Annotated in this window: 28 protein-coding genes; 9 read left to right on the forward strand and 19 right to left on the reverse strand. The window is 61.7% G+C overall.

Going from position 1 to position 26,796, the window contains the following annotated elements:
- Positions 1 to 106 precede the first annotated feature (106 nt).
- The 5 genes from TZ03_RS14215 to rplM all read right to left on the reverse strand — a co-directional run bounded on the left by TZ03_RS14215 (position 107) and on the right by rplM (position 3,789).
- The gene (locus tag TZ03_RS14215; RefSeq protein WP_051098572.1) at positions 107 to 886 is read right to left on the reverse strand and encodes a cytochrome c1; all 780 of its coding nucleotides are present in this window, start codon (positions 884 to 886) and stop codon (positions 107 to 109) included.
- On the reverse strand, positions 886 to 2,097 hold the full coding sequence (locus TZ03_RS14220; RefSeq protein ID WP_003251825.1) for a cytochrome b: 1,212 nt from the start codon (positions 2,095 to 2,097) through the stop codon (positions 886 to 888). The genes TZ03_RS14215 and TZ03_RS14220 overlap by 1 nt, the downstream gene beginning before the upstream one ends.
- Positions 2,097 to 2,690 (reverse strand): ubiquinol-cytochrome c reductase iron-sulfur subunit, encoded by a 594-nt coding sequence (gene petA, locus TZ03_RS14225; RefSeq protein ID WP_051098574.1) that lies wholly within the window; start codon positions 2,688 to 2,690, stop codon positions 2,097 to 2,099. Before petA ends, TZ03_RS14220 begins: the two co-directional genes overlap by 1 nt.
- 263 nt (positions 2,691 to 2,953) lie before the next feature.
- Positions 2,954 to 3,346, reverse strand: coding sequence for a 30S ribosomal protein S9 (gene rpsI / locus TZ03_RS14230; RefSeq protein ID WP_003260797.1), 393 nt, complete (start codon positions 3,344 to 3,346; stop codon positions 2,954 to 2,956).
- A gap of 14 nt (positions 3,347 to 3,360) precedes the next feature.
- Complete coding sequence (gene rplM, locus TZ03_RS14235; RefSeq protein ID WP_003260798.1) at positions 3,361 to 3,789, reverse strand: 50S ribosomal protein L13; 429 nt, start codon at positions 3,787 to 3,789, stop codon at positions 3,361 to 3,363.
- Positions 3,790 to 4,046: 257 nt separating this feature from the next.
- On the opposite strand from rplM, the gene TZ03_RS14240 reads away from it, so the two are divergent.
- Together TZ03_RS14240 and TZ03_RS14245 are read left to right on the forward strand one after the other, a co-directional pair.
- Positions 4,047 to 5,087, forward strand: a complete 1,041-nt coding sequence (locus TZ03_RS14240) for an NADP(H)-dependent aldo-keto reductase (RefSeq protein ID WP_051098576.1) — start codon at positions 4,047 to 4,049, stop codon at positions 5,085 to 5,087.
- A gap of 258 nt (positions 5,088 to 5,345) precedes the next feature.
- The gene (locus TZ03_RS14245) at positions 5,346 to 6,266 is read left to right on the forward strand and encodes a GlxA family transcriptional regulator (protein ID WP_177328470.1); all 921 of its coding nucleotides are present in this window, start codon (positions 5,346 to 5,348) and stop codon (positions 6,264 to 6,266) included.
- Positions 6,267 to 6,372: 106 nt separating this feature from the next.
- Here TZ03_RS14245 and zapE read toward each other — a convergent pair whose 3' ends face one another.
- The 3 genes from zapE to TZ03_RS14260 all read right to left on the reverse strand — a co-directional run bounded on the left by zapE (position 6,373) and on the right by TZ03_RS14260 (position 9,642).
- Positions 6,373 to 7,467 carry a cell division protein ZapE gene (gene zapE / locus TZ03_RS14250; RefSeq protein ID WP_051098578.1) on the reverse strand — a complete coding sequence of 365 codons (1,095 nt, stop codon included), beginning with the start codon at positions 7,465 to 7,467 and terminating at the stop codon, positions 6,373 to 6,375.
- Positions 7,468 to 7,631: 164 nt separating this feature from the next.
- Positions 7,632 to 8,981: a tryptophan--tRNA ligase gene (locus TZ03_RS14255; protein WP_051098579.1), complete on the reverse strand. Its 1,350-nt coding sequence runs from the start codon at positions 8,979 to 8,981 to the stop codon at positions 7,632 to 7,634.
- Between the two features lie 25 nt (positions 8,982 to 9,006).
- On the reverse strand, positions 9,007 to 9,642 hold the full coding sequence (locus TZ03_RS14260; RefSeq protein WP_051098581.1) for an alpha/beta hydrolase: 636 nt from the start codon (positions 9,640 to 9,642) through the stop codon (positions 9,007 to 9,009).
- Positions 9,643 to 9,777: 135 nt separating this feature from the next.
- On the opposite strand from TZ03_RS14260, the gene TZ03_RS14265 reads away from it, so the two are divergent.
- Entirely contained in the window at positions 9,778 to 10,215 is a 438-nt protein-coding gene (locus TZ03_RS14265) for a YhcB family protein (RefSeq protein ID WP_051098583.1), read from the forward strand.
- A 162-nt stretch (positions 10,216 to 10,377) separates the two neighbouring features.
- On the opposite strand, the gene TZ03_RS14270 is transcribed toward TZ03_RS14265, so the two are convergent.
- Positions 10,378 to 11,574, reverse strand: coding sequence for a methionine gamma-lyase (locus tag TZ03_RS14270; protein WP_051098585.1), 1,197 nt, complete (start codon positions 11,572 to 11,574; stop codon positions 10,378 to 10,380).
- A 126-nt stretch (positions 11,575 to 11,700) separates the two neighbouring features.
- On the opposite strand from TZ03_RS14270, the gene TZ03_RS14275 reads away from it, so the two are divergent.
- The 3 genes from TZ03_RS14275 (at position 11,701) to TZ03_RS14285 (ending at position 12,876) form a co-directional block, all read left to right on the forward strand.
- A complete protein-coding gene (locus TZ03_RS14275; RefSeq protein WP_016488989.1) occupies positions 11,701 to 12,180 on the forward strand; it encodes an Lrp/AsnC family transcriptional regulator in 480 nt (159 codons plus the stop codon).
- Between the two features lie 115 nt (positions 12,181 to 12,295).
- Positions 12,296 to 12,616 (forward strand): S-type Pyocin, encoded by a 321-nt coding sequence (locus tag TZ03_RS14280; protein ID WP_051098588.1) that lies wholly within the window; start codon positions 12,296 to 12,298, stop codon positions 12,614 to 12,616.
- Positions 12,610 to 12,876, forward strand: coding sequence for a bacteriocin immunity protein (locus tag TZ03_RS14285; protein WP_051098590.1), 267 nt, complete (start codon positions 12,610 to 12,612; stop codon positions 12,874 to 12,876). Before TZ03_RS14280 ends, TZ03_RS14285 begins: the two co-directional genes overlap by 7 nt.
- A gap of 425 nt (positions 12,877 to 13,301) precedes the next feature.
- Here the strand turns inward: TZ03_RS14285 and cysN are convergent, their stop codons facing one another.
- The 3 genes from cysN to TZ03_RS14300 form a co-directional block, all read right to left on the reverse strand.
- Positions 13,302 to 15,203 (reverse strand): sulfate adenylyltransferase subunit CysN, encoded by a 1,902-nt coding sequence (gene cysN / locus TZ03_RS14290; RefSeq protein WP_051098591.1) that lies wholly within the window; start codon positions 15,201 to 15,203, stop codon positions 13,302 to 13,304.
- Between the two features lie 15 nt (positions 15,204 to 15,218).
- Complete coding sequence (gene cysD / locus TZ03_RS14295) at positions 15,219 to 16,136, reverse strand: sulfate adenylyltransferase subunit CysD (protein ID WP_013974136.1); 918 nt, start codon at positions 16,134 to 16,136, stop codon at positions 15,219 to 15,221.
- 254 nt (positions 16,137 to 16,390) lie between these two features.
- The gene (locus tag TZ03_RS14300; RefSeq protein WP_051098593.1) at positions 16,391 to 17,149 is read right to left on the reverse strand and encodes a Nif3-like dinuclear metal center hexameric protein; all 759 of its coding nucleotides are present in this window, start codon (positions 17,147 to 17,149) and stop codon (positions 16,391 to 16,393) included.
- A 167-nt stretch (positions 17,150 to 17,316) separates the two neighbouring features.
- On the opposite strand from TZ03_RS14300, the gene algW reads away from it, so the two are divergent.
- Positions 17,317 to 18,477: a Do family serine endopeptidase AlgW gene (gene algW, locus TZ03_RS14305; RefSeq protein ID WP_051098595.1), complete on the forward strand. Its 1,161-nt coding sequence runs from the start codon at positions 17,317 to 17,319 to the stop codon at positions 18,475 to 18,477.
- A 173-nt stretch (positions 18,478 to 18,650) separates the two neighbouring features.
- On the opposite strand, the gene TZ03_RS14310 is transcribed toward algW, so the two are convergent.
- The 4 genes from TZ03_RS14310 to TZ03_RS14325 form a co-directional block, all read right to left on the reverse strand.
- Positions 18,651 to 19,415, reverse strand: a complete 765-nt coding sequence (locus TZ03_RS14310; protein WP_003251792.1) for an amino acid ABC transporter ATP-binding protein — start codon at positions 19,413 to 19,415, stop codon at positions 18,651 to 18,653.
- Positions 19,416 to 19,425: 10 nt separating this feature from the next.
- On the reverse strand, positions 19,426 to 20,523 hold the full coding sequence (locus TZ03_RS14315) for an amino acid ABC transporter permease (protein ID WP_051098597.1): 1,098 nt from the start codon (positions 20,521 to 20,523) through the stop codon (positions 19,426 to 19,428).
- 10 nt (positions 20,524 to 20,533) lie between these two features.
- A complete protein-coding gene (locus TZ03_RS14320) occupies positions 20,534 to 21,712 on the reverse strand; it encodes an amino acid ABC transporter permease (RefSeq protein ID WP_051098599.1) in 1,179 nt (392 codons plus the stop codon).
- A 67-nt stretch (positions 21,713 to 21,779) separates the two neighbouring features.
- Positions 21,780 to 22,808 (reverse strand): amino acid ABC transporter substrate-binding protein, encoded by a 1,029-nt coding sequence (locus TZ03_RS14325; RefSeq protein WP_051098601.1) that lies wholly within the window; start codon positions 22,806 to 22,808, stop codon positions 21,780 to 21,782.
- 332 nt (positions 22,809 to 23,140) lie between these two features.
- On the opposite strand from TZ03_RS14325, the gene TZ03_RS14330 reads away from it, so the two are divergent.
- Positions 23,141 to 23,797 (forward strand): alpha/beta hydrolase, encoded by a 657-nt coding sequence (locus TZ03_RS14330; protein ID WP_051098602.1) that lies wholly within the window; start codon positions 23,141 to 23,143, stop codon positions 23,795 to 23,797.
- Between the two features lie 107 nt (positions 23,798 to 23,904).
- Complete coding sequence (gene rhlB, locus TZ03_RS14335; RefSeq protein ID WP_051098604.1) at positions 23,905 to 25,368, forward strand: ATP-dependent RNA helicase RhlB; 1,464 nt, start codon at positions 23,905 to 23,907, stop codon at positions 25,366 to 25,368.
- A 128-nt stretch (positions 25,369 to 25,496) separates the two neighbouring features.
- On the opposite strand, the gene moaE is transcribed toward rhlB, so the two are convergent.
- From moaE to moaC, 3 genes are read right to left on the reverse strand one after another with little or no spacing between them, the layout of a single operon-like run.
- Complete coding sequence (gene moaE, locus TZ03_RS14340; RefSeq protein WP_051098605.1) at positions 25,497 to 25,943, reverse strand: molybdopterin synthase catalytic subunit MoaE; 447 nt, start codon at positions 25,941 to 25,943, stop codon at positions 25,497 to 25,499.
- 2 nt (positions 25,944 to 25,945) lie between these two features.
- Positions 25,946 to 26,191 (reverse strand): molybdopterin converting factor subunit 1, encoded by a 246-nt coding sequence (gene moaD, locus TZ03_RS14345; RefSeq protein WP_051098606.1) that lies wholly within the window; start codon positions 26,189 to 26,191, stop codon positions 25,946 to 25,948.
- Positions 26,191 to 26,661 (reverse strand): cyclic pyranopterin monophosphate synthase MoaC, encoded by a 471-nt coding sequence (gene moaC / locus TZ03_RS14350; RefSeq protein WP_051098607.1) that lies wholly within the window; start codon positions 26,659 to 26,661, stop codon positions 26,191 to 26,193. The genes moaD and moaC overlap by 1 nt, the downstream gene beginning before the upstream one ends.
- Positions 26,662 to 26,796 lie beyond the last annotated feature (135 nt).

Genomic DNA, 26,796 nt, shown 5'->3' on the forward strand with positions numbered 1-26,796 from the left:
TCGCACGGGATACTTGTGCAACTGTAAATGAAAACGCGCCCGGGGTGCCCTAGCTGTTTTGCTAGGGCACCCCGGGCGCGTTCAACAACCAGAAACTACTGCGTGATCAGTGCACGTCCTTCCAGTATTCACGCTTGAGCAAGTAGGCGAATACGAAGAAGAAAGCCAGGTACAGCAACACGTAGGTACCGATGCGCTGGCTTTCCAGTTTGACCGGGTTGGCCGAATAGGCCAGGAAGGTCACCAGGTTCTTGACCTTCTCGTCGAACTGCTCGGTGGTCAGGGTACCGGATTTCGGCGTGATGGTCAGCTGGTCACAGGCTTCATGGGTGACCGGGCTGCCGGTCAACGGGTCGAATTGCTTCTTGCCATCGGTCACGGTCTGCACCTGCTTGCAGCCGATCACCTGGTTACCCTGCAGGCCGACCAGTACGTTAGGCATGCCGACGTTCGGGAACACCTTGTTGTTCACCCCATAAGGCCGCGATGGGTCCTCGTAGAAGCTGCGCAGGTAGGTGTACAGCCAGTCGGTGCCACGTACCCGGGCCACCAGGGTCAAGTCGGGCGGCGCGGCGCCGAACCAGGTCTTGGCATCGCTGGGCTGCATGCCGATCTGCATGTGGTCACCAATCTTGGCACCGGTGAACACCAGCTTCTCTAGCATCAGCTCGTGAGGGATACCCAGGTCATCGGCCACCCGCTCGTAACGCTGGAACTTGGCACTGTGGCAACCCATGCAATAGTTGGCGAAGGTACGCGCACCGTCCTGCATGGCAGCCTTGTCGGTCAGGTCGATATCGACCTTGTCCAGTTCCAGGCCGTGTTCGGCAGCGAAGGAAAAGGCAGGCATCACTGCCAGCAAAAATACTGCAATCAACTTTTTCATCAGCCAGTCACCCTTTCCGGAACCGGTTTGGTCTTCTCGAGCCTTGTGTAGAACGGCATCAGCAGGAAGTAGGCGAAGTACAACACCGTGCACACCTGCGACAGCAAGGTACGCCCAGGTGTCGGTGCCAGTACGCCCAGCACACCGAGGATGACGAAGGCCACGCAGAACACCAGCAGGAAGACCTTGCTGATCCAGCCCTTGTAACGCATGGAACGTACCGGGCTGCGGTCGAGCCAGGGCAGCACGAACAGCACGGCAATGGCCGCACCCATGGCGATGACGCCCATCAGCTTGTCAGGTACCGCACGCAGGATCGCGTAGAACGGCGTGAAGTACCACACGGGCGCGATGTGCTCCGGCGTCTTGAAGGCGTTGGCCTGCTCGAAGTTCGGTTTCTCCAGGAAGTAACCACCCATTTCCGGGAAGAAGAACACCACGGCGCAGAACACGAACAGGAATACCACCACGCCGACGATATCCTTGACGGTGTAGTACGGGTGGAATGGAATGCCGTCCAGCGGAATGCCGTTTTCGTCCTTTTTCTTCTTGATGTCGACGCCATCGGGGTTGTTCGAGCCCACTTCGTGCAGGGCAAGGATGTGCAGTACCACCAGGCCGAGAATCACGATTGGCAGGGCAACCACGTGCAGGGCGAAGAAGCGGTTCAGGGTGATGCCCGAGATCAGGTAGTCACCGCGGATCCACTGGGTGAGGTCGTCACCGATCACCGGGATGGCACCGAACAGCGAGATGATCACCTGGGCGCCCCAGTACGACATCTGGCCCCAAGGCAGCAGATAGCCCATGAATGCTTCGGCCATCAGCGCCAGGTAGATCAGCATGCCGAATAGCCATACCAGCTCACGTGGCTTCTGGTACGAGCCGTAGAGCAGGCCACGGAACATGTGCAGGTAGACCACGATGAAGAACGCCGATGCACCGGTGGAGTGCAGGTAGCGCAGGATCCAGCCGTATTCCACGTCACGCATGATGTACTCGACCGAGGCGAATGCCTCTTCCGCCGAGGGCGTGAAGCTCATGGTCAGCCACACACCGGTGACGATCTGGTTGACCAGCACCAGCAGCGCCAGGGAGCCGAAGAAGTACAGGAAGTTGAAGTTCTTGGGCGCGTAATACTTGCTCAGGTGGTCTTCCCACATCTTGGTAGCGGGGAAGCGAGCATCAATCCAGTCCATGAACTTGCTCATCATGCGTTCTCCTGGTCGACGCCGATGACGATGATCTCGTCCGACTCGTAAGAGTGCGGTGGCACGGGCAGGTTGAGGGGCGCCGGCTGCGACTTGTAGACACGGCCAGCCAGGTCATAGTGGGAACCGTGGCAGGGGCAGAAGTAGCCACCTACCCATTTCGGGCCGAGGTCGGCTGGCGCGACTTCCGGACGGAAGGTGGGCGAGCAGCCCAGGTGCGTGCACAAACCAACGAGAATCAGGATTTCCGGCTTGATCGAGCGAACCTCCGGGTCGACGTAGGTCGGCTGCACAGAAGCCTTGGACTCGGGGTCGGACAGGTCAGCGGTGATTTTTTTCAGGTTACCGAGGATTTCTTCCGTTCGCCGCACGATGAACACAGGCTGGCCACGCCACTCCGCCACCATCTGCTGCCCGGCCTCGACCTTGGCGATATTGACCTTCACCGGTGCACCCGCGGCTTTCGCCTTGGCACTGGGAAACCATGACCCCACGAACGGTACCGCAGCCCCCACTGCCCCCGCTGCCCCGACCACGGATGTCGCGGCTACGAGGAAGCGGCGCCGGCCTGCGTTGACGCCGTCATTGCTCATTCAGTCCTCTCCCATCAGCTTGCTTGGCCTGTTGAATCAGGCCTGTACTTAGGTTGTGTCTGTGGCCGTAAAAATTGGTCGCCATGGTAAGAAACAAATCCACACACTGACAAGGTGATTACCCCGGCAAGGGGCCTTAACCAGCGCTTTGCTTGATCTGCGTCTATGCGACAAGTGGTCACCGACATGCTGACAGGTTAGTTCAAGCCAAAAAAAAAGCCCGGTTCCAAGGAACCGGGCTTTTCTCGACTGCCGAAGCGGTATTAACGCTTGGAGTACTGAGGACGCTTACGCGCTTTACGCAGACCCACTTTCTTACGCTCGACTTCACGAGCGTCGCGGGTGACGTAACCAGCACGACGCAGAGCGCCACGCAGGGTTTCGTCGTATTCCATCAGAGCGCGGGTGATACCGTGACGGATCGCACCGGCTTGACCGCTGACACCACCACCGGAAACGGTGACGTAGATGTCGAACTTCTCGACGGTCTCGGTCAGCTCCAGCGGCTGACGAACAACCATGCGAGCGGTTTCGCGACCGAAGAACACGTCCAGAGAACGGTTGTTGATGGAAATGTTACCAGTACCCGGACGCAGGAATACGCGAGCGGTTGCGGTCTTGCGACGGCCAGTGCCGTAATTTTGAGTCGCCGACATAATGAACTATCCCGTTAGATCTTCAGTTCTTGAGGCTGCTGAGCAGTGTGTGGGTGAGCAGCACCCGCGTACACTTTCAGCTTGCGGTACATGTCGCGACCCAGCGGGTTCTTCGGCAGCATGCCTTTGACCGCAGTTTCGATAACACGCTCAGGGGCCTTGGCGATCAACTTCTCGAAGTTGATTTCCTTGATACCGCCCGGGAAACCGGAGTGGGAGTAGTACATTTTGTCGGAAGACTTGGCACCAGTCACACGAACCTGCTCGGCGTTGATGACGACGATGTAGTCGCCGGTGTCAACGTGAGGGGTGTATTCTGGTTTGTGTTTGCCACGCAGACGGCTAGCGATTTCGGTAGCCAGACGACCCAGGGTCTGGCCAGCGGCGTCGACTACGAACCACTCGCGCTTTACTGTTTCCGGTTTAGCAGTAAAAGTTTTCATTCTCTAAAGCCTCAGAGGCCGCCCAGCGAAAAATAGACGGCGAATCTTACTGGATAGTGCACAGCTTGCCAAGGGCAAGCGCGCAGCCGAACGCTGACGCTTTTGGGGGCTCGGGTCAGGCACGCCAATGTTCGACGGGGTTCTTCCTGCGTGGTGGTGCATCACTTCCGCCACACGGAGAGGGGCCGAATTATCCAGATTGCGCGAAAAATTTCAACCTGCTTTGATGGGCTTCTTTGCCTAGGAGTGTCTACCCGATGGAATACCGCCAGCTCGGCCGTACCGACCTCAACGTCAGCGCCCTGTGCCTGGGCACCATGACCTGGGGCGAGCAGAACGTCCAGGCCGAGGCCTTCGAACAGATTGCCCGGGCCAAGGCCGCCGGGGTCAACTTCATCGACACCGCCGAGATGTACCCGGTGCCGCCCCGCCCGGAAACCTACGCCGCCACCGAGCGCATCATCGGCAACTGGTTCAGCCAGATGGGCGACCGCGATGACTGGCTCCTGGCCAGCAAGGTCGCCGGCCCTGGCAATGGCATCAGCCACATCCGCGACGGCCAGCTCAAGCACAACCGCCAGCACATCGTCGCGGCACTGGACGAGAGCCTCAAGCGCCTGCAGACCGACCGTATCGACCTGTACCAGCTGCACTGGCCCGAGCGCAGCACCAACTTCTTCGGCAAGCTGGGCTACCAGCACCTGCCGCAGGACCACTTCACTCCGCTGGAAGAAACCCTCGAAGTGCTCGACGAGCAGGTTCGCGCGGGCAAGATCCGCCATATCGGCCTGTCCAACGAAACGCCCTGGGGCACCATGAAGTTCCTGCAACTGGCTGAAAACCGTGGCTGGCCGCGGGCGGTGTCGATCCAGAACCCGTACAACCTGCTCAACCGCAGCTTCGAGGTAGGCCTGGCGGAGGTGGCCATCCGCGAGCAGTGTGGCCTGCTGGCCTATTCGCCGCTGGCGTTCGGCATGCTTTCGGGCAAGTACGAGAACGGCGCACGGCCAGAGAACGCACGCCTGACCCTGTTCAGCCGCTTTGCCCGTTACTCCAACCCACAAACCGTAGCGGCCTGCAGCCATTACGTGCAGTTGGCCCGCGAGCATGGCCTGGACCCGGCGCAGATGGCCCTGGCGTTCGTCACCCGGCAGCCATTCGTGACCAGCAACATCATTGGCGCGACCAGCCTGGAGCAACTGGACAGCAACCTGGCCAGCCTCGAGCTGAACCTGAGCGACGAACTGCTGGCGGCGATCGAGGCGATTCACCAGGAGCAGCCGAACCCGGCGCCTTGAGCGCAATCCTGTGCCGACCTCTTCGCGGGTAAACCCGCTCCTACACTGTTCATCGCAGGCCCTGTAGGAGCGGGCTTGCCCGCGAAGAAGGCCACGCGGTGCATCGGGCTAGACACAATCGCCAAAAAATAAGACGATCCAGCCGGTGATTGACCACTCTACCCTATAAGAACAATGACAATGATGTTTACCCAACCCTCCGCGTCGCTGCGGCGCGTCAGCATCCTGGCCATTGACAAGGTGTTCGCGTCGACCTTGATGCAGGCCAAGGACTTCTTCCACCTCGCCAGCCTGCGCTACAGCAAACAGCTGGGCCTGGGCCTGCAGCCCATGTTCGAGATCCGCCTGGTGAGCCCCGACGGCCAGCCCGTGGACAGCTTCAGCAATGTGCAACTGCCGGTCGAAGGTGGCCTGGACGACGCCGATGTGATCATCCTCCCGGCCTTCTGGGACGACTTCGACAACCTGCTGCAACGTTATCCACAGGTGCTGCCGTGGCTGCGCGACCAGCATGCCCGCGGCGCGGTGCTGTGCGCCGAGGCCAGTGGCGTGTTCTGGCTGGCCGAGTCTGGCCTGCTCGACGGCAAGGAGGCGACCACCTACTGGCGCTTCTTCAACAGCTTTGCCGAACGCTTCCCGAAGATCCGGCTGAACCAGGACAAGCACCTGACCGACGCCGACAACCTGTATTGCGCAGGTGGCACCACCTCGGCCTGCGACCTCTACATCTACCTGATCGAACGCTTCTGCGGCGCCAACGTGGCCCGCGCCGTGTCCCGCGATATCCTCTACGAAGTGCAGCGCAACTATACCCCGGGGCGCATGGGCTTTGGCGGGCAGAAGCTGCACCAGGACCTGATCATCCTGCAGATCCAGCACTGGCTGGAGGAACACTTCGCCGACAAGTTTCGCTTCGAGGACGTGGCTCGCAACCACGGCATGAGCATCCGCAACTTCATGCGCCGCTTCCAGGGGGCGACGGGCGACAAGCCGCTGCACTACCTGCAACGGTTGCGGATCGAGACAGCCAAGGGGTTGTTGTCGAGCACGCGCAAGAGCATCAAGACCATCAGCTACGAGGTGGGCTATGACGATGCCAGTTTCTTTGCGCGGTTGTTCCGCCAGCACACCGAGTTGTCGCCGAACCAGTATCGGCAGCAGTTCATGCAGGAGGCTTGAGGGCTTCCAGCAGCTGCAAGCTGCAAGCTGCAAGCTGCAAGCTAAAGCAGGTCAGCATGCGGGCTGCTCTGTCTTGTAGCTTGTAGCTTGTAGCTTGTAGCTGATCTCAGGGCTTGTGCGCGCGCGCCAGGAATTCGTGCGACTGCATCTCCAGCAACCGGCTCAGGGTACGCTGGAACTCGAAGCTCAGGCGCCCGCCGGTATACAGGTCCTTCAACTCCACCTCGGCCGAGATGATCAGCTTGACGTTGCGGTCGTAGAACTCATCCACCATGTTGATGAAGCGGCGGGCGATGTCGTCGGTGGTGACGCCCATCTGCTCCACGTTGCTCAGCAGCACGGCGTGGAAGATCTTGCCCAGTTCGATGTAGTCGTTCTGGCTGCGCGGCCCGTCGCACAGGGCGCGGAAGTCGAACCAGGCCACGTCGTCGCAAGTGAGCAGGGCATGGATCGGGCGGTTCTCGATCATCAGCACGTCGTTCTCGACCGCCTGGGTGCACTCAGGGGTCAGCGCCTTGAAGCTGGCGCGCAGGCTCTGGTGCGCCGCTTCGTCCAGCGGGTAGTGGAACAGTTCGGCCTGCTCCAGGTGACGCAGGCGGTAGTCGACCCCGCTGTCGACGTTCACCACATCGGTGTACTGCTTGATCATGGCGATGGCCGGCAGGAAGCGCGCACGCTGCAGGCCGTCCTTGTACAGGCCGTCCGGCACGATGTTGGAGGTGGCCACCAGCGATACGCCGTTCTTGAACAGCTCCTCCATCAGGGTGCCAAGGATCATCGCGTCGGTGATGTCCGACACGAAGAATTCGTCGAAGCAGATCACCTTGGCTTCTTCGCTGAAGCGCTTGGCGATGATGGTCAGCGGGTTCTTCTCGCCCTTGAGGGTTTTCATTTCCTCGTGCACGCGCTTCATGAAGCGGTGGAAGTGCGTGCGCATCTTCTGCTTGAACGGCAGTGCTTCGAAGAAGGTATCGACCAGGTAGGTCTTGCCTCGCCCTACCCCACCCCAGAAGTACAGGCCCTTGACCGGGGTCTGCTCCTTCTTGCCGAACAGCTTGCCGAACACGCCCGGCTTGTTGTTCTGCGCGTGTACCAGGTCGTCGTACAGGCGCTGCAGGTGACGCACCGCAGTTTCCTGCGCCGCGTCATGGAAGAAGTCGGGACGTTTCAGATCTGCTTGATAGCGTTCTAAGGGAGTCATGATTCGTTAGCGAGGCAACAAAAAACGGGCCGTCACTGTAGCGACAGGCCCGCCTTATGGCAATGCGTCTGTGGGAGAGGTTTACCCGCGAAGCAGGCAACGCGATACCTGGCACCGGCTTTGCCGGTGTTCGCGGGTAAACCCGCTCCTACAAATAAAATGCCTCAGTCCTGCTGTGGCGCCAGGGCTTCGTGCAGGCTTTGAATGGCCGCATCACGGGCCTCGGCATTGTCGAACTGCGGCCCGTCGGCAACCTGCTCGCCATTCAGCCACAGGCCGAAGCCCAGGCCTTCGACGCGCACATCGGCCTCGCCACCCTGCTGCAACTGCTTGCTGACGGCACCGGCGCTCTTGCCGTCGGCGAAGCTGCGCGACAGCAGCAGTTGCTCGCCATCAGCGGCCAGCAGGCGGAAGCGGAAGCTACCGTCTTCGTCACGGAAGCTGACGAAACGCGCGCTCTTGGCCGCTTTTTTCTTCACTTCGGTGCTGGCCTGCACGCTGCTGCGGAACGAACGCAGGCCAACCGCCTCGCGCAGCTGCTCGAGGAACGGCGTGGCGAGCTTGCGGGCCTTGGTCGCGCCTGCCAGCAGGATGTCTTCCAGGTCCGCCGGGCGGGCGATCAGCTGGTGGTAATACTCGCGCTTCTCGGCCAACTGGCCATCCAGCAACTGGAACAGGCGCTGCTTGGCCTCGCCCCAGCCCAGGCCCTGCAGCAGTTCTTCGCGGAACTCGGCGCATTGCGCCGGCGTCGAGAAAGCCTGGAACAGGGTGAACAGGTGCGAGTTGTCCGGGTCTTTCGCTTCGCCAGGCGCGCGCGAGTCGGTAACGATGCGCGAGATGGCGTCTTTCATGTCCTTGGCGCTGGTGAACAATGGAATGGTGTTGTCATAGCTCTTGGACATCTTGCGCCCGTCCAGGCCTGGCAAGGTCGCCACACTCTCTTCGATCACCGCCTCCGGCAAGGTGAAGAAGTCCTTGCCCTGGCCGAACAGGTGGTTGAAGCGCTGGCCGATGTCGCGGGCCATTTCCACGTGCTGGATCTGGTCACGACCGACCGGCACCTTGTTGGCGTTGAACATCAGGATGTCAGCAGCCATCAGCACCGGGTAGCTGAACAAGCCCATGGTCACGCCGGCATCCGGGTCTTCGCCAGCTTCAACGTTCTTGTCCACCGAGGCCTTGTAGGCGTGCGCACGGTTGAGCAGGCCCTTGGCCGCCACACAGGTCAGCAACCAGGTCAGCTCGGGGATTTCCGGGATGTCGGACTGGCGGTAGAAGGTCACCTTGTCCGGGTCGAGGCCACCGGCCAGCCAGGTGGCGGCGATTTCCAGGCGCGAACGCTGGATACGCAGCGGGTCATCGCACTTGATCAGGGCGTGGTAGTCGGCCAGGAAGTAGAACGAATCGACACCGGGCTGCTGGCTGGCACGGATCGCCGGGCGAATGGCGCCGGCGTAGTTGCCCAGGTGCGGAGTGCCGGTGGTGGTGATACCGGTAAGAATGCGCGTGGTCATGGGTGTTCGCTTATTCAGGCTTGGCTCAGTTCGAAAGGCGCGGCAGCAGCAGATCCTTCAGATCGGTCAGCTTGCCATGGAAGAAGTGTCCGCATTCTGCCACTTTCAGCAGCTCATGGGGGCGCGACAGGCTGTCAGACCAATCGTAAACCAGTTGCGGCGCGACGACCTCGTCGGCGTCCGGCTGCACCACGGTGATCGGGCAGTGCTGCGGCAGCGGGAATTCCGCTGTCAGGCGCATTACCGCCGGGGCGATCATGAACAGCTGGCGCAGCTCGACGCCAGCAGCTTCCAGGCGGCCAGCCAGGCTGGTGGCGACGAACCCGCCGAACGAGAAGCCCATCAGCACCAGCGGCAGCTGCGGGTGTTTCTCGCGCAGCCAGGCAGCGGCGGCCTCGGCATCGGCCACTTCGCCGGCGCCCATGTCATGGCTGCCGGCACTCTGGCCAACGCCACGGTAGTTGAAACGCAGGGTCACGTAGCCAGCATCCCGGGCGGTGCGTTGCAGGGTCGAGACCACCTTGTTGAGCATGGTGCCGCCCTGGACTGGGTTGGGATGGCAGATCAGCACCGCGCCGCGGGCTTCGGCCACGTCCAGGTACAAGGCTTCCAGCTGGCCGCAGGGGCCATCGATGAACAAGGGGGTTTCGCGGACAAGCAAGGCACTACTCCGTGACCTCGGGAGGGGTCGATTCGTCTAGGTGAGGAATTCTGTTCTGATTTGCGATCGCTCGCGGTATACAGCGCAGGTCTGAGCCGTTAACGTAAAGCAAAGCCGTTTATAGAGGAAGGACTCGTGGAACTCTCGCTCCTTGTTTGGTTGTTGCCGACCCTGGCGCTGGTCATTGGCGTGGTGGTTGGTTTCGTCGTCGCGCGCCTGCTGCCCAATGCCGCGCCAAGCAGCACCCAGCGTCAGCTGGACGACATCCAGCAGCGCTTCGACAGCTACCAGAACGAAGTGGTCAACCATTTCAACAGCACTGCGGTACTGGTCAAGAAGCTGACCCAGAGCTACCAGGATGTCCAGGATCACCTGGCCGACGGTGCCAATACCCTGGCCCTCGACGACGTGACTCGCCAGCGCCTGCTGGCCGCGCTGCATTCCGAAGGCGCGCAAGGCCCGCGTGACCGCCTGACGCCGCCGAAGGACACCGCCGAAGTGCCGCGTGACTACGCGCCAAAAGCGCCGAACTCGCCGGGCATGCTCGACGAGAGCTACGGGCTCAAGCGTTGATTCGCTGAACATGCAGAAGGCCTCGCGAGAGGCCTTTTTTGTGGGCTGGATTCACTGACCTCTTCGCGGGCACGCCCGCTCCCACAGGTACGCCACAGCATTTGAAATCTGCGCAATACCTGTGGGAGCGGGCGTGCCCGCGAAGAGGCCGGCCCAAACAACCTAGCTACAAGCCTGCAATGCCTGCTCGACATCCGCCAGGAGGTCTTCCACATCCTCCAGCCCCACCGACAAGCGCACCAACCCCTCCGATATCCCGTGATGCGCGCGCTCCTTCGCGGTATAGCTGGAATGCGTCATGCTCGCCGGGTGCTGCGCCAGCGACTCGGCATCCCCCAGGCTCACCGCTCGGGCAAACAGTTGTAGCGCATTCATGAAGCGCCGCCCGGCCTCGATCCCTCCTTTGAGCTCAAAGGCGATCATCCCACCCGACAAGCGCATCTGCCGCTGCGCCAACTCGTACTGGGCGAACGATGGCAACCCCGGGTAGTGGATCAGCTCAACCTGCGGCTGCCGGGCCAAGAACTCCGCCACCTGCTGAGCATTGGCGCAGTGGCGGTCCATGCGCAGGGCCAAGGTCTTGATCCCGCGCATCAGCAGCGCCGCGTCGTGTGGCGACAGCACCGCCCCGGTCATGTCCTTCAGCCCTTCCAGGCGAATGCGGTCGACCAGCGCCTTGCGCCCCACCACCAGGCCGGCGGTGATATCGCCATGGCCACTGAGATACTTGGTCGCCGAATGCACCACCAGGTCTGCCCCCAATTCCAGCGGCCGCTGCAGGTAGGGCGTGCAATAGGTGTTGTCGACCACTATATGCAGGTCATGCCCGCGTGCCACCTCGGCGACCGCCGCGATATCCACCAGTTGCATGTTGGGGTTGGCTGGCGTTTCGAAGTAGATCATGCGTGTTTTGCTGGTGATAGCCGCCTTCAGGGCCTTGATGTCATTGAGGTCGACGTGACGGACCTTCACCCCGAATTCGCCAATGCCGTGATGCAGGAAAGCAAAGGTGCAGCCATACAAGGTACGCCCGACGATCAGCTCGTCACCGGGCCGCAGCAGGGTCCAGATCGTCGAGGTAATGGCCCCCATACCCGACGCCAGCGCCAACCCCGCCTCGCCGCCTTCCAGCGAGGCCATGCGCTGTTCGAGCAAGGCCAAAGTGGGGTTGGAGATGCGGCTGTAGAAATGCCCCGGCTCCTCCCCGGCGAAGCACGCAGCGCCGTATTCGACGCTGGGGAAGGCATAGGTAGCGGTCTGGTACACCGGCGGCACCAGGGCGCCACCGTGAGAAAGCGGATCGTAGCCATGATGAATGGCCCGCGTGGAAAAACCGGTGTTGTTATGGGAGTCGCGCATGGCAACAGCCTCTGGTGGTTTGTTATAAGCTTATGCCACCGAGCTGCCCGATTTTTTCCAAAGTAGCCACGCATCTGGGCGCTGATTGGAACAAAAACAATAATTACCGGACCAGGAGGGCAAAACATGCCTTCGAGCCTCGACCGCACCGACCGCGCCCTGCTCGCCGCCCTGCAGGACAACGCCCGCCTCACCGTCGCCGAACTCGCCGACCAGGTGGCACTGACCACCTCGCCCTGCTGGCGACGGGTGAAATTGCTGGAAGACAACGGCTACATCACCGGCTACCAAGCCATCCTCTCGCCCAAGTCGCTAGGGTTTGGCGTGACCGCCTTCGTCAGCATCATGATGGATTCGCATACCAAGGACATGGCGCTGGCATTCGAGCAGCGGCTGATGGAAATTCCCGAGATCGTCGCCTGCCACAACATTTCGGGGCGGTATGACTTTTTGCTGGAGATACTGGCACGGGATTTGGAATCGTTTGGGGAATTCACGCGGGAAGTGCTGCAGCGGTTACCGGGGGTGAAGGAGATCTATTCGAGTTTTTCCTACAAGGCGGTTAAGGAAAAGCGGGTGATTCCTGTGTCGGAAAAACACATCTGAGACAGATCTTTCCGAGCGGTGGGAACGGTCCTACTGATTGACGAGCCCGCAGCTGACATACAGAAAAGTCGTCCCCAGGCACGCTTTCCATGCCGCCAACCCGAGGGACGACTACATGGCTAGCCTTCTTCCAGACTTCATCATCAGGAAACTCGCAGGACAGACATTCGACAACTTCGATCATTTCTCCCAGTCCTTCTGGCTGGCCATTGCCGAAGACCCGATCTGCTCCCGGCAATTCATTCCTGCGCAGCTCAACCGCCTCAAGAAAGGCTGGCCACCCCGCGCACCGTTCCATGACACCGCGAAGGGCCTGCGCTCGTATCAGCTCTGCTACCTGGACCCACCCGAATGGGGCGGGCTGATGTACGACGCTGAAAACCTGCGGATCATGAGCGCTCTGCAGTATGCGTTGTCATCGGAGGCACCATGGTGATCAACCAAAAGCACAACCTTGCGGACTATTCATACAGTGAGTTCCGGACGATTGTTGAAGATTTGATTCAAGCGACAGGCCCCATGGCCTGGCAGGACCGATTGCTGGAACACTTCATCGAATTGGTGGCCCACCCCGATGGCTCGGACCTGATCTATTACTCCGGGGATGAACAGGATGGCAGTGCCGAACAGGTAATGACACGCATCGTGACGTGGAGAAAGTCGAAGGGGCTATCCCTGTTCAGGGATTCGCGATGAACGAATCAGAACCGTGAGCGAAATAGCTGATCAGGTGCTGAACCAGAAAGCTCATAGCTTCGGTATCAGCAGGCCCCACATCGAGCGACGTGATCAGTGCCTCGACAAGTGCTCTCGGCTTGTTTTCGGCAAACTGTAACGACATATAGAATTTTCAAGGCCGCTCCACAGAATGTGTGCCTGTAGTGACGGCCACAAAAAAAACCGCCGATGCTAATACCAGTCAGTTAAGGTTTCTGCAGACTTTACTGGGGCTGCTCTGCAGCCCTTCGCGGGCACGCCCGCTCCCACAGGTTTGGCGCTGAGCTATGTAAATGCGCGGTCCCTGTGGGAGCGGGCGTGCCCGCGAAGGGCCGTAAAGCGGCCCCAAATTGCTTAGCTGACTGGCATTACCGCCGGAGCGGGGTTTTTCTTGCAGCCAGCGCTTAGATCGCGCCACGCTGGCGCAGCACGTCCAGTACCTGCTTCACGCCCTCGTCCACGCTGGTGGTCTGGGTATCGATCACCAGGTCGGCGTCCAGCGGCACATCGTACGGGAAGCTTTCGCCCGGGATGTTGTCGCCACCGGCAGCGTACAGGCCTTGTGGGTCACGCTCGCGGCAGGCCAGCGGCGAAGCCTGGACGTAGACGGTCACCAGGCGTTCCTTGCCGATCAGCGCCTTGGCCTGCTCGCGGCCTTCGGCATCCGGGGCCACGAACGCGGCCAGGGTCAGCAAGCCGGCTTCGTTGAACTGGCGCGCCACATGGGCGGCGCGGCGCCAGTTTTCGGTGCGGCCAGCGCGGTCCTGTTGCAGGCCCTTGTTCAGGTCGTGACGCAGGTTCTGGCCGTCGAGCACGTACACCGCACGGCCCATGTCGAACAGCTTGCGCTCCACGGCATACGCCAGGGTGCTCTTGCCAGCGCCAGACAGGCCGCTGAACAACACGGTGGCCGGCTGCTGGCCGAAGCGCAGGGCACGCTCTTCGGTGGACACATGCGCCTGCTTGCCATGGTGGCCCATGCTGCCGTGCGGCAGGACTGGCGGGGCGATGATCATGCCGGCGCCGACGGTGCCATTGGTCAGGCGGTCGATGACGATGAACGCGCCGGTGGTGCGGTTGCTGTCGTAGCCATCCAGGGCGATCGAGGCATCCAGGGCGACCTTGACGCGGCCGATCTCGTTCAGTTGCAGCGCGCTGGCAGCGCCCTGCTCCAGGGTGTTCACATCGACCTTGTGGATGATGCTGGCGATCGAGCCCGGCACGTAGCTGGTGGCGCGCTTGATGTCGTATTTCTTGCCCGGCAGCATCGGCTCTTCGGCCATCCACACCAGCATGGCGTCGAACTGGTCGGTCACCGGCGGCACATTGTCGGCGTGCACCAGCAGGTCGCCACGGGAGATGTCGATCTCGTCTTCCATGGTCAGGGTCACGGCCTGGCCGGGGCCGGCGTTTTCCAGCTCACCTTCGTAGGTGACGATGGACTTGACCCGGCTGCTCTTGCCCGACGGCAGCACAACGATTTCGTCGCCCTTGTGCACCACGCCGCTGGCGATGGTGCCGGCGAAGCCGCGGAAATTCAGGTTCGGGCGGTTGACGTACTGCACCGGGAAACGCAGGTCGGTGAAGTTGCGGTCGGCCGAGACTTCGACGGTTTCGAGGATTTCCATCAGCGTCGGGCCGGCATACCACGGCGAACGCTCGCTGTGGTTGACCACGTTGTCACCCTTGAGCGCCGACATCGGCACAAAGTGCAGGCTGCTCGGGGTCAGGTTGATGGCTTCGGCGAACTGCAGGTAATCGGCCTTGATCGACTCGAAGACCCCTTGGTCGAAGCCCTTGAGGTCCATCTTGTTGACCGCGACCACGATGTGCTTGATGCCCAGCAAGGAAGCAATGTAGCTGTGGCGGCGGGTCTGGGTCTGCACGCCATAACGCGCGTCGACCAGGATGATCGCCAGGTCGCAGGTAGAGGCGCCGGTGGCCATGTTGCGGGTGTACTGCTCGTGGCCCGGGGTGTCGGCGATGATGAACTTGCGCTTGGCGGTGGAGAAGTAGCGGTAGGCGACATCGATGGTGATGCCCTGCTCGCGCTCGGCCTGCAGGCCGTCGACCAGCAGCGCCAGGTCGACTTCTTCACCGGTGGTGCCGACTTTCTTCGAATCACGGGTGATGGCCTCGAGGTGGTCCTCGTAGATCATCTTCGAGTCGTGCAGCAGGCGCCCGATCAGGGTGCTCTTGCCGTCGTCAACGTTGCCGCAGGTCAGGAAACGCAGCAGTTCCTTGCGCTCGTGCTGGGCCAGGTAGGCGAGGATGTCCTCGCTGATCAGATCAGATTGGTGCGACATGGAGTAACCCTGAAATTAGAAGTAGCCTTGGCGTTTCTTGTCTTCCATGGAACCGGCGCCATCGTGGTCGATGACACGGCCCTGGCGTTCGGACGTACGGGTCAGGAGCATTTCCTGAATGATGTCCGTCAGGGTCTCGGCTTCCGACTCGACAGCGCCCGTCAGCGGGTAGCAGCCGAGGGTACGGAAACGCACCTTCTTCTTGACGATGCGCGCTTTCTCTTCATCGGTGAGATGTTCGAGGATGCGCTCGTCGTCGATCATGATCAGGGTGCCGTTCTTCTCGATGACCTCACGCTCGGCGGCGAAGTACAGCGGCACGATCGGGATGCCTTCGAGGTAGATGTACTGCCAGATGTCCAGCTCGGTCCAGTTCGACAGCGGGAAGACGCGGATCGACTCGCCCTTGTTGACCTTGCCGTTGTATACGTTCCACAGCTCGGGGCGCTGGTTCTTCGGGTCCCAACGGTGCTTGCTGTCCCGGAACGAGTACACGCGTTCCTTGGCCCGCGACTTCTCTTCGTCGCGTCGCGCGCCACCGAAGGCGGCGTCGAAACCATGCTTGTCCAGCGCCTGTTTCAGGCCCTGGGTCTTCATGATGTCGGTGTGCTTGGAGCTGCCATGGGTGAACGGGTTGATGCCCTGCGCCACACCCTCGGGGTTGACGTGGGTGATCAGCTCCAGGCCCATTTCCTCGACCATCTTGTCGCGGAAGCTGTACATCTCCTGGAATTTCCACTGGGTGTCGACGTGCATCACCGGGAACGGCAGCTTGCCCGGGAAAAAGGCCTTGCGCGCCAGGTGCAGCATTACGGCGGAATCCTTGCCGATCGAGTAAAGCATCACCGGGTTGTCGAACTCGGCGGCCACCTCGCGGATGATGTGGATGCTTTCCGCCTCCAGCTGTTTCAAGTGCGTCAGTTTGTCGACCATGGCTACTCACGAAAAACGATCTTATGGACGGCCTGCGGGCCGTGTTCGAGCGAGGCACTTTATCACAGCGGCTGCTTCTATTTAGGAGGCCGGCTAGATCGAAAAAGTCTAACGATATGACTGGGGGTTTGGCTGGTATTGGGGCCGCTTTGCGGCCCAATCGCCGGCAAGCCAGCTCCCACCTCGACCGCATGGGCTTCATGTCATGTGCAGCACCTGTGGGAGCTGGCTTGCCGGCGATGAGGCCAGTAAGGTCAGATCGGATTCGGGCAATCGATGAACAGGTGCTCCACGGCAAACCGCCGCGCCAGGTAATCACCCAGCGCCTGCACCCCATAGCGCTCGGTGGCATGGTGCCCGGCGGCAATGAAGCTGACGCCATTCTCGCGTGCGCTGTGATAGGTCTGCTCCGACGCCTCACCGGTAAGGTACAGGTCCACCCCGGCCGCGATCGCCGTGTCGATGTAGCCCTGCCCGCCCCCGGTGCACCAACCGACCCGGCGGATCATCTGCTCGCCCTCGACCAGCAGCGGCTCACGCCCCAGTACTTCCTGCACCCGCCGGGCAAAATCGCGGGCGGTCATCGGCTCGGCCAGCGAACCGACCAGCCCGACCACCTTGGGGTTCTCCGGGTCCAGCGGCCCTTCGACGGTGATGTCCAGTTGCCGCGCCAGCTGCACGTTGTTACCTACCTCGGGATGCACGTCCAGCGGCAGGTGGAATGCCAGCAGGCTGATATCGTTGTTCAGCAAGGTCTTCAGGCGGCGCTGGCGAATGCCGGTGATGCATGGGTTCTCGCCCTTCCAGAAGTAGCCATGGTGCACCAGCACCAGGTCGGCTTCGGCTTCGACCGCCGCATCCAGCAATGCCTGGCTGGCAGTAACGCCACTGACGATGCGGCTGACCTGCGGCCGGCCTTCGACCTGCAGGCCATTGGGGCAATAATCCTGGATCTTCGCGCTGCCCAGGTAACGCTCGGCTTCCTCGACCAGGGTGTTGAGAGCGACGGCCATGAAAATCTCCTCGAAATCTGCATTTTTCTCGGGCACAACGCGCATGCAACGCCCGTATAATGCCGGCCATTATGGGCCGTCGCCGGCACTGGGGGAACCGGTGTATGATCGCGCGCGTTCATGCCCCACCGCGCGGCCGCTGGCCCCGCTCTTTCCAGGATTCGTTCATGTTCAAGGCTTTGCGTTATTTTGGCTGGCCCCTGCTTACTGGCGTACTGATCGCCATGCTGATCATCCAGCGCTTTCCGGAATGGGTCGGCCTGCCCAGCCAGGACGTCAACCTGCAACAGGCGCCGCAGACCACGCGGATCATGCAAGGCCCAGTGTCCTACGCCGACGCGGTGACCCTGGCTGCGCCGGCGGTGGTCAACCTGTACACCACCAAGGTGGTGAACAAGAGCGCCCACCCGCTGTTCGAAGACCCGCAGTTCCGCCGCTTCTTCGGCGACAACCTGCCCAAGCAGCGCCGTTGGGAGTCGAGCCTGGGTTCGGCGGTGATCATGAGCCCCGAGGGCTATCTGCTGACCAACAACCACGTCACCAGCGGTGCCGACCAGATCGTCGTGGCGCTGAAGGATGGCCGCGAAACCTTGGCGCGGGTGATCGGCAGCGACCCGGAAACCGACCTCGCGGTGCTGAAGATCGACCTGAAGAGCCTGCCCGCCATCACCATCGGCCGTTCCGACACCATCCACATCGGTGACGTGTCGCTGGCCATCGGCAACCCGTTCGGCGTCGGCCAGACCGTGACCATGGGCATCATCAGCGCCACCGGCCGCAACCAGCTGGGCCTGAACAACTACGAAGACTTCATCCAGACCGACGCGGCGATCAACCCGGGCAACTCCGGCGGCGCGCTGGTCGATGCCAACGGCAACCTGATCGGCATCAACACGGCGATCTTCTCCAAGTCGGGCGGCTCGCAAGGCATCGGCTTCGCCATCCCGGTGAAACTGGCGCTGGAAGTAATGAAGTCGATCATCGAGCACGGCCAGGTGATCCGTGGCTGGCTGGGCATCGAAGTGCAGCCGCTGAGCCAGGAGCTGGCCGAGTCGTTCGGCATGAAGGACCGCCCGGGCATCGTGGTGGCGGGTATCTTCCGCGAAGGGCCGGCGGCCAAGGCCGGGCTGCAGCTGGGTGACGTGATCTTGAGTATCAATGGCGAACCAGCCGGTGACGGACGCAAGTCGATGAACCAGGTGGCACGGATCAAGCCCAACGAGAAGATCAGCATCGAGGTGATGCGCAATGGGCAGCAGTTGAAGCTGATTGCCGAGGTGGGGCTGCGGCCGCCGCCAGCGCCAGCGGCAACGCAAGAAGAGAAGTAAACCTGAGGCCTGGAGCCGTTCCGCAATCCTGTGGGAGCGGCCTTGCGTCGCGATGGGGCGCGTAGCGGCCCCAGGATTTCAGCTTCGCAGCATTTATCCCCGGGGCCGCCTTGCGGCCCTATCGCGACACAAGGCCGCTCCCACAGTGGACCGCGTCAGCAGCCCTTTTTACATCAATGCAGGATCTGGCTGAGGAACAACTTGGTCCGGTCGCTACGCGGCCGGTCGAAGAAGTCATCCGGCGCCGCCTGCTCCACGATCTCGCCTTTATCCATGAAGATCACCCGGTTCGCCACGGTGCGGGCAAAGCCCATCTCGTGGGTCACGCAGAGCATGGTCATGCCATCCTCGGCCAGGCCGACCATGGTATCGAGCACTTCCTTGACCATCTCTGGGTCCAGCGCCGAGGTCGGTTCGTCGAACAGCATGATCTTCGGTTTCATGCACAACGCGCGGGCAATCGCCACTCGCTGCTGCTGGCCGCCAGACAACTGCCCCGGGTACTTGTGCGCCTGCTCCGGAATACGCACCCGCTCCAGGTAGTGCATGGCAATTTCCTCGGCCTTGCGCCGTGGCATCTTGCGCACCCACATCGGCGCCAGGGTGCAGTTCTCCAGGATGCTCAGGTGCGGGAACAGGTTGAAGTGCTGGAACACCATGCCCACCTCGCGGCGGATGGCCTCGATCTGCTTGAGGTCGTTGGTCAGCTCGACGCCATCGACCACGATGCGCCCTTGCTGGTGCTCTTCCAGGCGGTTGAGGCAACGGATGGTGGTGGACTTGCCCGAGCCCGACGGCCCGCACAGCACGATGCGCTCGCCCTGGCGCACGTTCAGGTTGATGTCCTTGAGCACATGGAACTGGCCGTACCACTTGTTCACACCCTGCATCTGGATGATGCCTTCAGGGCCGGCAGGCTGCTTGATCGCTTCACTCATTTCGAAACTCCTAACGCTTGTGGCCAGTGTCCAGCTTGCGCTCCAGGTGCATGGAGTAGCGGGACATACCGAAACAGAAAATCCAGAACACCAGGGCGGCGAACACGTAGCCCTCGGTGGCCATGCCCAGCCAGGCCGGGTCGGCGGCGGCTTGCTTGACGCTGTTCAGCAGGTCGAACAGGCCGATGATGATCACCAGGCTGGTATCCTTGAACAGGGCAATGAAGGTGTTGACGATGCCGGGGATCACCAGCTTGAGCGCCTGCGGCAGGATCACCAGGCCCATCGAGCGCCAGTAGCCCAGGCCCATGGCCGCAGCGGCTTCATACTGGCCCTTGGGGATGGCCTGCAAGCCGCCACGCACTACTTCGGCGATGTACGCCGACTGGAACAGGATCACGCCGATCATCGCCCGCAGCAGCTTGTCGAAGCTCATGCCTTCGGGCAGGAACAACGGCAGCATCACCGACGACATGAACAGCACGGTGATCAGCGGCACGCCGCGCCAGAACTCGATGAAGGTGACGCACACCACCTTCACCGCCGGCATCCGCGAACGCCGCCCCAGGGCCAGCAGGATGCCCAGCGGCAAGGCGCCGACAATACCCACAGTGGCGATCACCAGGGTCAGCATCAGCCCGCCCCATTGGCTGGTCGGTACGCTTTCCAGGCCCAGGTAGCCACCGTGCAGCAGGGTGTAGGCCAGTACCGGGTACAGCACCAGGAAGCCCAGACCGTAGAAGGCCTTGCGCGGGAAACGCTTGATGAACAATGGCGCGGCGCCGAGCACGGCAAGCCACACGGTCAGGTCGACGCGCCAGCGCAGCTCGGCCGGGTAATAGCCGTACATGAACTGGCCGAAGCGCTGCTGCACGAACACCCAGCAGGCGCCCTCCTTGGTGCAGTCGGCGCGGGTGGTGCCGACCCAGTTGGCATCGAGCAACGCCCACTGCAGCAGCGGTGGCACGATCAGCCATACCAGGTAGATGGCGAACAGGGTCAGCAGCGTGTTGAGCCAGTTGGAGAACAGATTGGCACGCATCCATGCGAGCACGCCGACGGTTTTCACCGGTGGCGGCATGTCGGGTTTGAAAACATGGGCATTCACGGGCGTATCCTCACCGCTCGATCAGCGCAATGCGCTTGTTGTACCAGTTCATCAGCAGCGAAATGCTGATGCTGATGGCGAGATAGACACTCATGGTGATCGCGATCACCTCGATGGCCTGGCCGGTCTGGTTGAGCACCGTACCGGCGAACAGCGAGACCATCTCCGGGTAGCCGATACCGGCCGCCAGCGACGAGTTCTTCGCCAGGTTCAGGTACTGGCTGGTCAGCGGTGGAATGATCACCCGCAGTGCCTGGGGGATGATCACCTTGCGCAGGGTCGGGCCCTCACGCAGGCCCAGCGAGCGCGCGGCCTCGGTCTGGCCATGGCTGACCGAACGGATACCGGAACGCACGATCTCGGCGATAAAGGCGGCCGTATAGATAGTCAGCGCCAGAGTCAGCGCCAGCAACTCGGGGATCAGTACCCAGCCACCGACGAAGTTGAAGCCCTTGAGCTGCGGCACCTCCCAAGTCACCGGGTTGCCGAACAACAGCACGCTCAGACCGGGGATGGCGATGAATAGCGCCAGCCCTGCCCAGAACTTGTGGAACGGCACGCCGGTCTCGTCGAAGCGCTTGTTGGCATACCGCACCATCGCCACGATGGCCAGCAGTGCCAAGGCCAGGGCAATCACGAACGGCCAGAAACCGTCGGCCATGGACGCGCCGGGCATGTTCAGGCCGCGGTTGCTGATGAAGAACATGTCGTCGATGTTGATGCTGCCCCGCGGTCCCGGCAGGGTCAGGAACACGGCAAAGTACCAGAACAGGATCTGCAGCAATGGCGGGATATTGCGGAAAGTTTCCACATACACGGTCGCCAGCTTGTTGATCATCCAGTTCGGCGATAACCGCGCCACCCCGATGATGAAGCCGAGGATGGTCGCCAGAATGACGCCAATGAAGGTCACCAGCAGGGTATTGAGCAGGCCGATGACGAACACCCGCGCATAGCTGTCGGATTCCACGTAGGGGATCAGGTGCTGGGCGATGCCGAAGCCGGCACTGCGGTCGAGGAAGTCGAAGCCCGAGGTGATACCCCGGTGTTGCAGGTTGGTTTGCGTGTTGTGGAACAGGTACCAGCCCAGACCGACCACGAAGGCTATCGTGAGAATCTGGAACAGCCACGCGCGCACACGTGGATCGCTCAGGGATAACCCCTTTTGTGCGCCGATTCGATTTTGCATGAAATGCCCCGGAAAGTAGGGTTCCGAACAGCCTGCGGCGGCGGGATGCCGCCGCAGGGTGCAGCCATCAGCGCACAGGTGGCGCGTACTGGATGCCGCCGTTGTTCCACAGGGCGTTCATGCCACGGTCGATCTTCAGGTCGGTGCTCTGGCCCAGATTCTTCTCGAACACTTCGCCGTAGTTGCCGACTTGCTTGACGATCTGCACTACCCAGTCCTTGGGCAGCTTGAGGTCCTTGCCATACTCGCCATCGGCGCCCAGCAGACGGGCAACGTCCGGGTTCTTGGTGGCCTTGGCCTCGGCCTCGACGTTCTTCGAGGTGATGCCCGCCTCTTCGGCGTTGAGCATGGCGAACAGGGTCCACTTGACGATGCTGAACCATTCTTCGTCGCCTTTACGCACCACCGGGCCCAGCGGCTCCTTGGAGATGGTTTCCGGCAGGACCACGTACTCGGTCGGCGCGGCCAGCTTGGAACGCTGGGCGAACAGCTGCGACTTGTCCGAAGTCAGTACGTCGCAACGGCCCGACTCCAGCGACTTGGCGCTCTCATCGGAGGTGTCGAAGGTAATCGGGGTGTACTTCAGGCCATTGGCGCGGAAGAAGTCCGACACGTTCAGCTCGGTGGTGGTGCCGGCCTGGATGCAGATGGTGGCGCCATCGAGTTCCTTGGCACTGGAAACACCCAGCTTCTTGTTGACCAGGAAACCGACACCGTCGTAGTAGGTGACACCGGCGAACACCAGGCCCATGCCGGCATCGCGCGAGCTGGTCCAGGTAGTGTTGCGCGACAGCACGTCGACTTCACCCGATTGCAGGGCGGTGAAGCGTTCCTTGGCGTTGAGCTGGCTGAACTTGACCTTGGTCGCGTCGCCGAACACGGCGGCGGCCACAGCGCGGCAGACATCGGCATCGATACCGACGATCTTGCCCTGCGCATCAGGTACCGAGAAGCCTGGAAGACCGTCGCTCACGCCACACTGGACGAAGCCCTTCTTCTTTACCGCATCGAGGGTAGCGCCGGCCTGGGCGTTGCTCACGGCGCCCAGCGCGGCGGCAGCGGTCAGGACTGCCAGGGTGGTTTTCAACATCTTCATTCACAACCTCCAAATCGCTCTTGTTGTATCGAGCCGGAATTGCACCGCACCCTTTTGAGGCGTATCCGACCCGTATTGGCTTGTTATTGGGTCAATTGGCGCAATGGGCTGTTCTGTGACAGCCTTCGCTTACAAAGGGTGTTACCGTCACGGCCTGCCCTTTGCATCGGAGGTTGAACTGCAAAGCGCGTACCAAATTTACTGGCTGGAGCGTTTAAGTGCTCGTCAAGTAGGGAAAGTTGTATCGTTGCGACATTCTTTTTCCGACAATCATTTCCTGCGCCTTCTTTTCACGCACGCCATAACAAGACCCGCACACTTTCGGAGCAGTCATGACCAATCCGCTGATTCTCGAACCCCAGAAAACCGCTGACGCCTGTGTGATCTGGTTGCACGGCCTGGGGGCCGACCGTTACGACTTCCTACCAGTGGCCGAATTCATGCAGGAACGCCTGCTCAGCACCCGTTTCGTCATGCCCCAGGCGCCGACCCGCCCGGTGACCATCAACGGCGGCTATGTCATGCCCAGCTGGTATGACATCAAGGCCATGACCCCGGCCCGCGCCATCGACGAAGCGCAGCTGGAAGAATCGGCCGAACAGGTCATTGCCCTGATCAAGGCCGAACAGGCCAAAGGCATCAGCTTGTCGCGGATCTTCCTCGCCGGTTTCTCCCAGGGTGGCGCGGTGGTGCTGCACACTGCCTATATAAAGTGGCAAGAGGCGCTGGGCGGGGTGATCGCCCTGTCCACCTACGCCCCGACCTTCACCGACAGCCATCAGCTGAGCGCCTGCCAGCAACGCACCCCGGCCCTGTGCCTGCACGGCGTGCACGATCCGGTGGTGATCCCGGCCATGGGCCGCACCGCCTTCGAGTACCTGAACACCTGGGGCGTTGCCGCCCGCTGGCACGAATACCCGATGGAACACGAAGTGGTGGTCGAAGAGTTGAACGACATCCACGACTGGCTGGCCAGGCAACTGCAATGAGCCGTAGCCGCTTGTACCTGTAGTTGTGAGGCTATTCCACTACGCCGCGCCCGAATCTTGCATTACACTGCCCGGCGTACATTCCTTAACCAGTTGATGAGACGATCGTGCTCAAGGCACTCAAGAAAATATTCGGCAAGGGAGACGCCGCGCCACAGGCCGTCGCTCCTGCTGCCAGCGTGACGCCGCCTGCGCCAACGCCCGCCAGCGAGGCACCGCCCGCAGCAAAACCGGCCGCCCCACGCGCCAAGCCCGCGCCCAAGGCTGAACAGCCTGCCGCCGTTACGCCACCGGCCGACAAACCGGCCAGGGACAAACCGCGTCGCGAGCGCAAACCCAAGCCACAGGCCAGCCTGTGGAAGCCGGAAGACTTCGTGGTCGAGCCGCAGGAAGGCAAGACCCGCTTCCACGACTTCAAGCTGTCCAACGAGCTGATGCACGCCATCCACGACCTGGGCTTCCCGTACTGCACGCCGATCCAGGCCCAGGTGCTGGGCTACACCCTGCGTGGCCAGGACGCCATCGGCCGGGCCCAGACCGGCACCGGCAAGACCGCGGCCTTCCTGATCTCGATCATTTCCCAGTTGCAGCAGACGCCACCGCCCAAGGAACGCTACATGGGCGAGCCACGCGCGCTGATCATCGCCCCCACCCGCGAGCTGGTGGTGCAGATCGCCAAGGATGCCGTTGCCCTGACCAAGTACACCGGCCTGAACGTGATGAGCTTCGTCGGCGGCATGGACTTCGACAAGCAGCTCAAGGCCCTGGAAGCGCGTCACTGCGACATCCTGGTGGCCACCCCGGGCCGCCTGCTGGACTTCAACCAGCGCGGCGAGGTGCACCTGGACATGGTCGAGGTGATGGTGCTGGACGAGGCCGACCGCATGCTCGACATGGGCTTCATCCCCCAGGTCCGCCAGATCATTCGCCAGACGCCGCCGAAAAGCGAGCGCCAGACCCTGCTGTTCTCCGCCACCTTCACCGACGACGTGATGAACCTGGCCAAGCAGTGGACCACCAACCCGGCCATCGTCGAGATCGAGCCGGAGAACGTGGCCAGCGAAACGGTCGAGCAGCACGTGTATGCGGTAGCCGGCAGCGACAAGTACAAGCTGCTGTACAACCTGGTGACCCAGAACAAGTGGGAACGGGTGATGGTGTTCGCCAACCGCAAGGACGAAGTGCGGCGCATCGAGGAAAAACTGGTGCGCGACGGCATCAATGCCGCCCAGCTGTCGGGTGACGTGCCGCAGCACAAGCGTATCCGTACCCTGGAAAGCTTCCGCGAAGGGCGCATCACCGTGCTGGTGGCCACCGACGTGGCCGGGCGCGGCATCCATATCGATGGCATCAGCCACGTGATCAACTTCACCCTGCCGGAAGACCCGGACGACTATGTGCACCGCATTGGCCGGACCGGCCGTGCGGGGACCAGTGGCGTGTCGATCAGCTTTGCCGGGGAGGATGATTCGTATCAGTTGCCAGCGATCGAAGAACTGCTGGGGCGCAAGATCAAGTGCGAGATGCCGCCGGATGAGCTACTGAAGCCGGTGCCGCGCAAGCATCACTGATTAGTGTTGGATTTTTCGCGGGCTTGCCCGCTCCCACAGGTACTGCACAGGTTCCAGAAGCTGTGCGGTACCTGTGGGAGCGGGCAAGCCCGCGAACCGGGGCGAAGCCCCGGCCATCAAGCAAATACCTACCAGCGCTCAGCGGCATCCTGGTCACTCTGCCTGCCTTCCACCCACCTCGGCCCTTCCTGGGTATTCTCCTTCTTCCAGAACGGCGCCCGGGTCTTCAGGTAGTCCATGATGAAATTGCAGGCATCGAACGCCGCCTGCCGATGGGCACTGGCCACACCGACGAACACGATCGGCTCGCCCGGCTCCAGCGCGCCGATACGGTGCAACACTTCCACCTTGAGCAACGGCCAGCGCTGCTCGGCCTCGACCACGATCTTGGCCAGGGCCTTTTCGGTCATGCCCGGGTAGTGCTCAAGGAACATCCCCGCTACATCGCGACCATCATTGAAATCCCGCACATAGCCGACAAAACCGACCACCGCGCCCACACCGACGTTGGCCGCATGCATGGCATTGGTTTCGGCCCCCGGGTCGAACGTGCCTTCCTGCACTCGCACTGTCATGTTCAGCCTCCGGTCACCGGCGGGAAGAACGCCACTTCATCGCCCTCTTCCAGCGGCTCATCGAGCTTGCACAGCTCTTCGTTGCGCGCGCACATCAGGTTCTGTTCGGCCAGTACCTCATACTGCCCGCCCTTGCCTATCAACGCCTGGCGCACATCTTCGACAACCTTGAACTCACCCGCCAAACGCTCGGCATCCACACCCAGCAGTTCGCGGTAACGAGCGAAGTACATCACCTTGACCTTCATCACGCCTGCACCTTGTAGTGGCCGCTCTTGCCGCCGAGTTTTTCCAGCAGGCGCACCTGCTCGATGACCATGCCCTTATCCACGGCCTTGCACATGTCGTAGATGGTCAGCGCGGCAACGCTGGCAGCGGTCAGCGCCTCCATCTCGACACCGGTCTGCCCGGCCAGCTTGCAGCGGGCGACGATACGCACAGCGTCCTGACCCTCGGCGCTGAGCTCGACCTTGACGCTGGTCAGCATCAGCGGATGGCACAGCGGGATCAGGTCGCTGGTCTTTTTCGCCGCCTGGATCCCGGCAATGCGAGCCACGGCGAACACATCGCCCTTGGGGTGTTCACCGTCGACGATCATCTGCAAGGTCTGCGGCAACATGCGCACCCGTGCCTCGGCAATGGCCTCGCGCTCGGTCACGGCCTTTTCAGTGACGTCGACCATGTTGGCGCGCCCCTGGGAATCAAGATGTGTCAGCACTGCTCTGCTCCTGTGAAGGGAACCTGCAGTGTAAACCTGTGAGTCAGGTTTGAGCAGAGGAATGTATCGGCAGGCCCGGCCTCTTCGCGGGCAAGCCCGCTCCTACAGGTAGAATGCAGATCCTGTAGGAGCGGG

The sequence above is a fragment of the Pseudomonas sp. 10-1B genome (assembly GCF_000935045.1).
Classification (GTDB): domain Bacteria; phylum Pseudomonadota; class Gammaproteobacteria; order Pseudomonadales; family Pseudomonadaceae; genus Aquipseudomonas.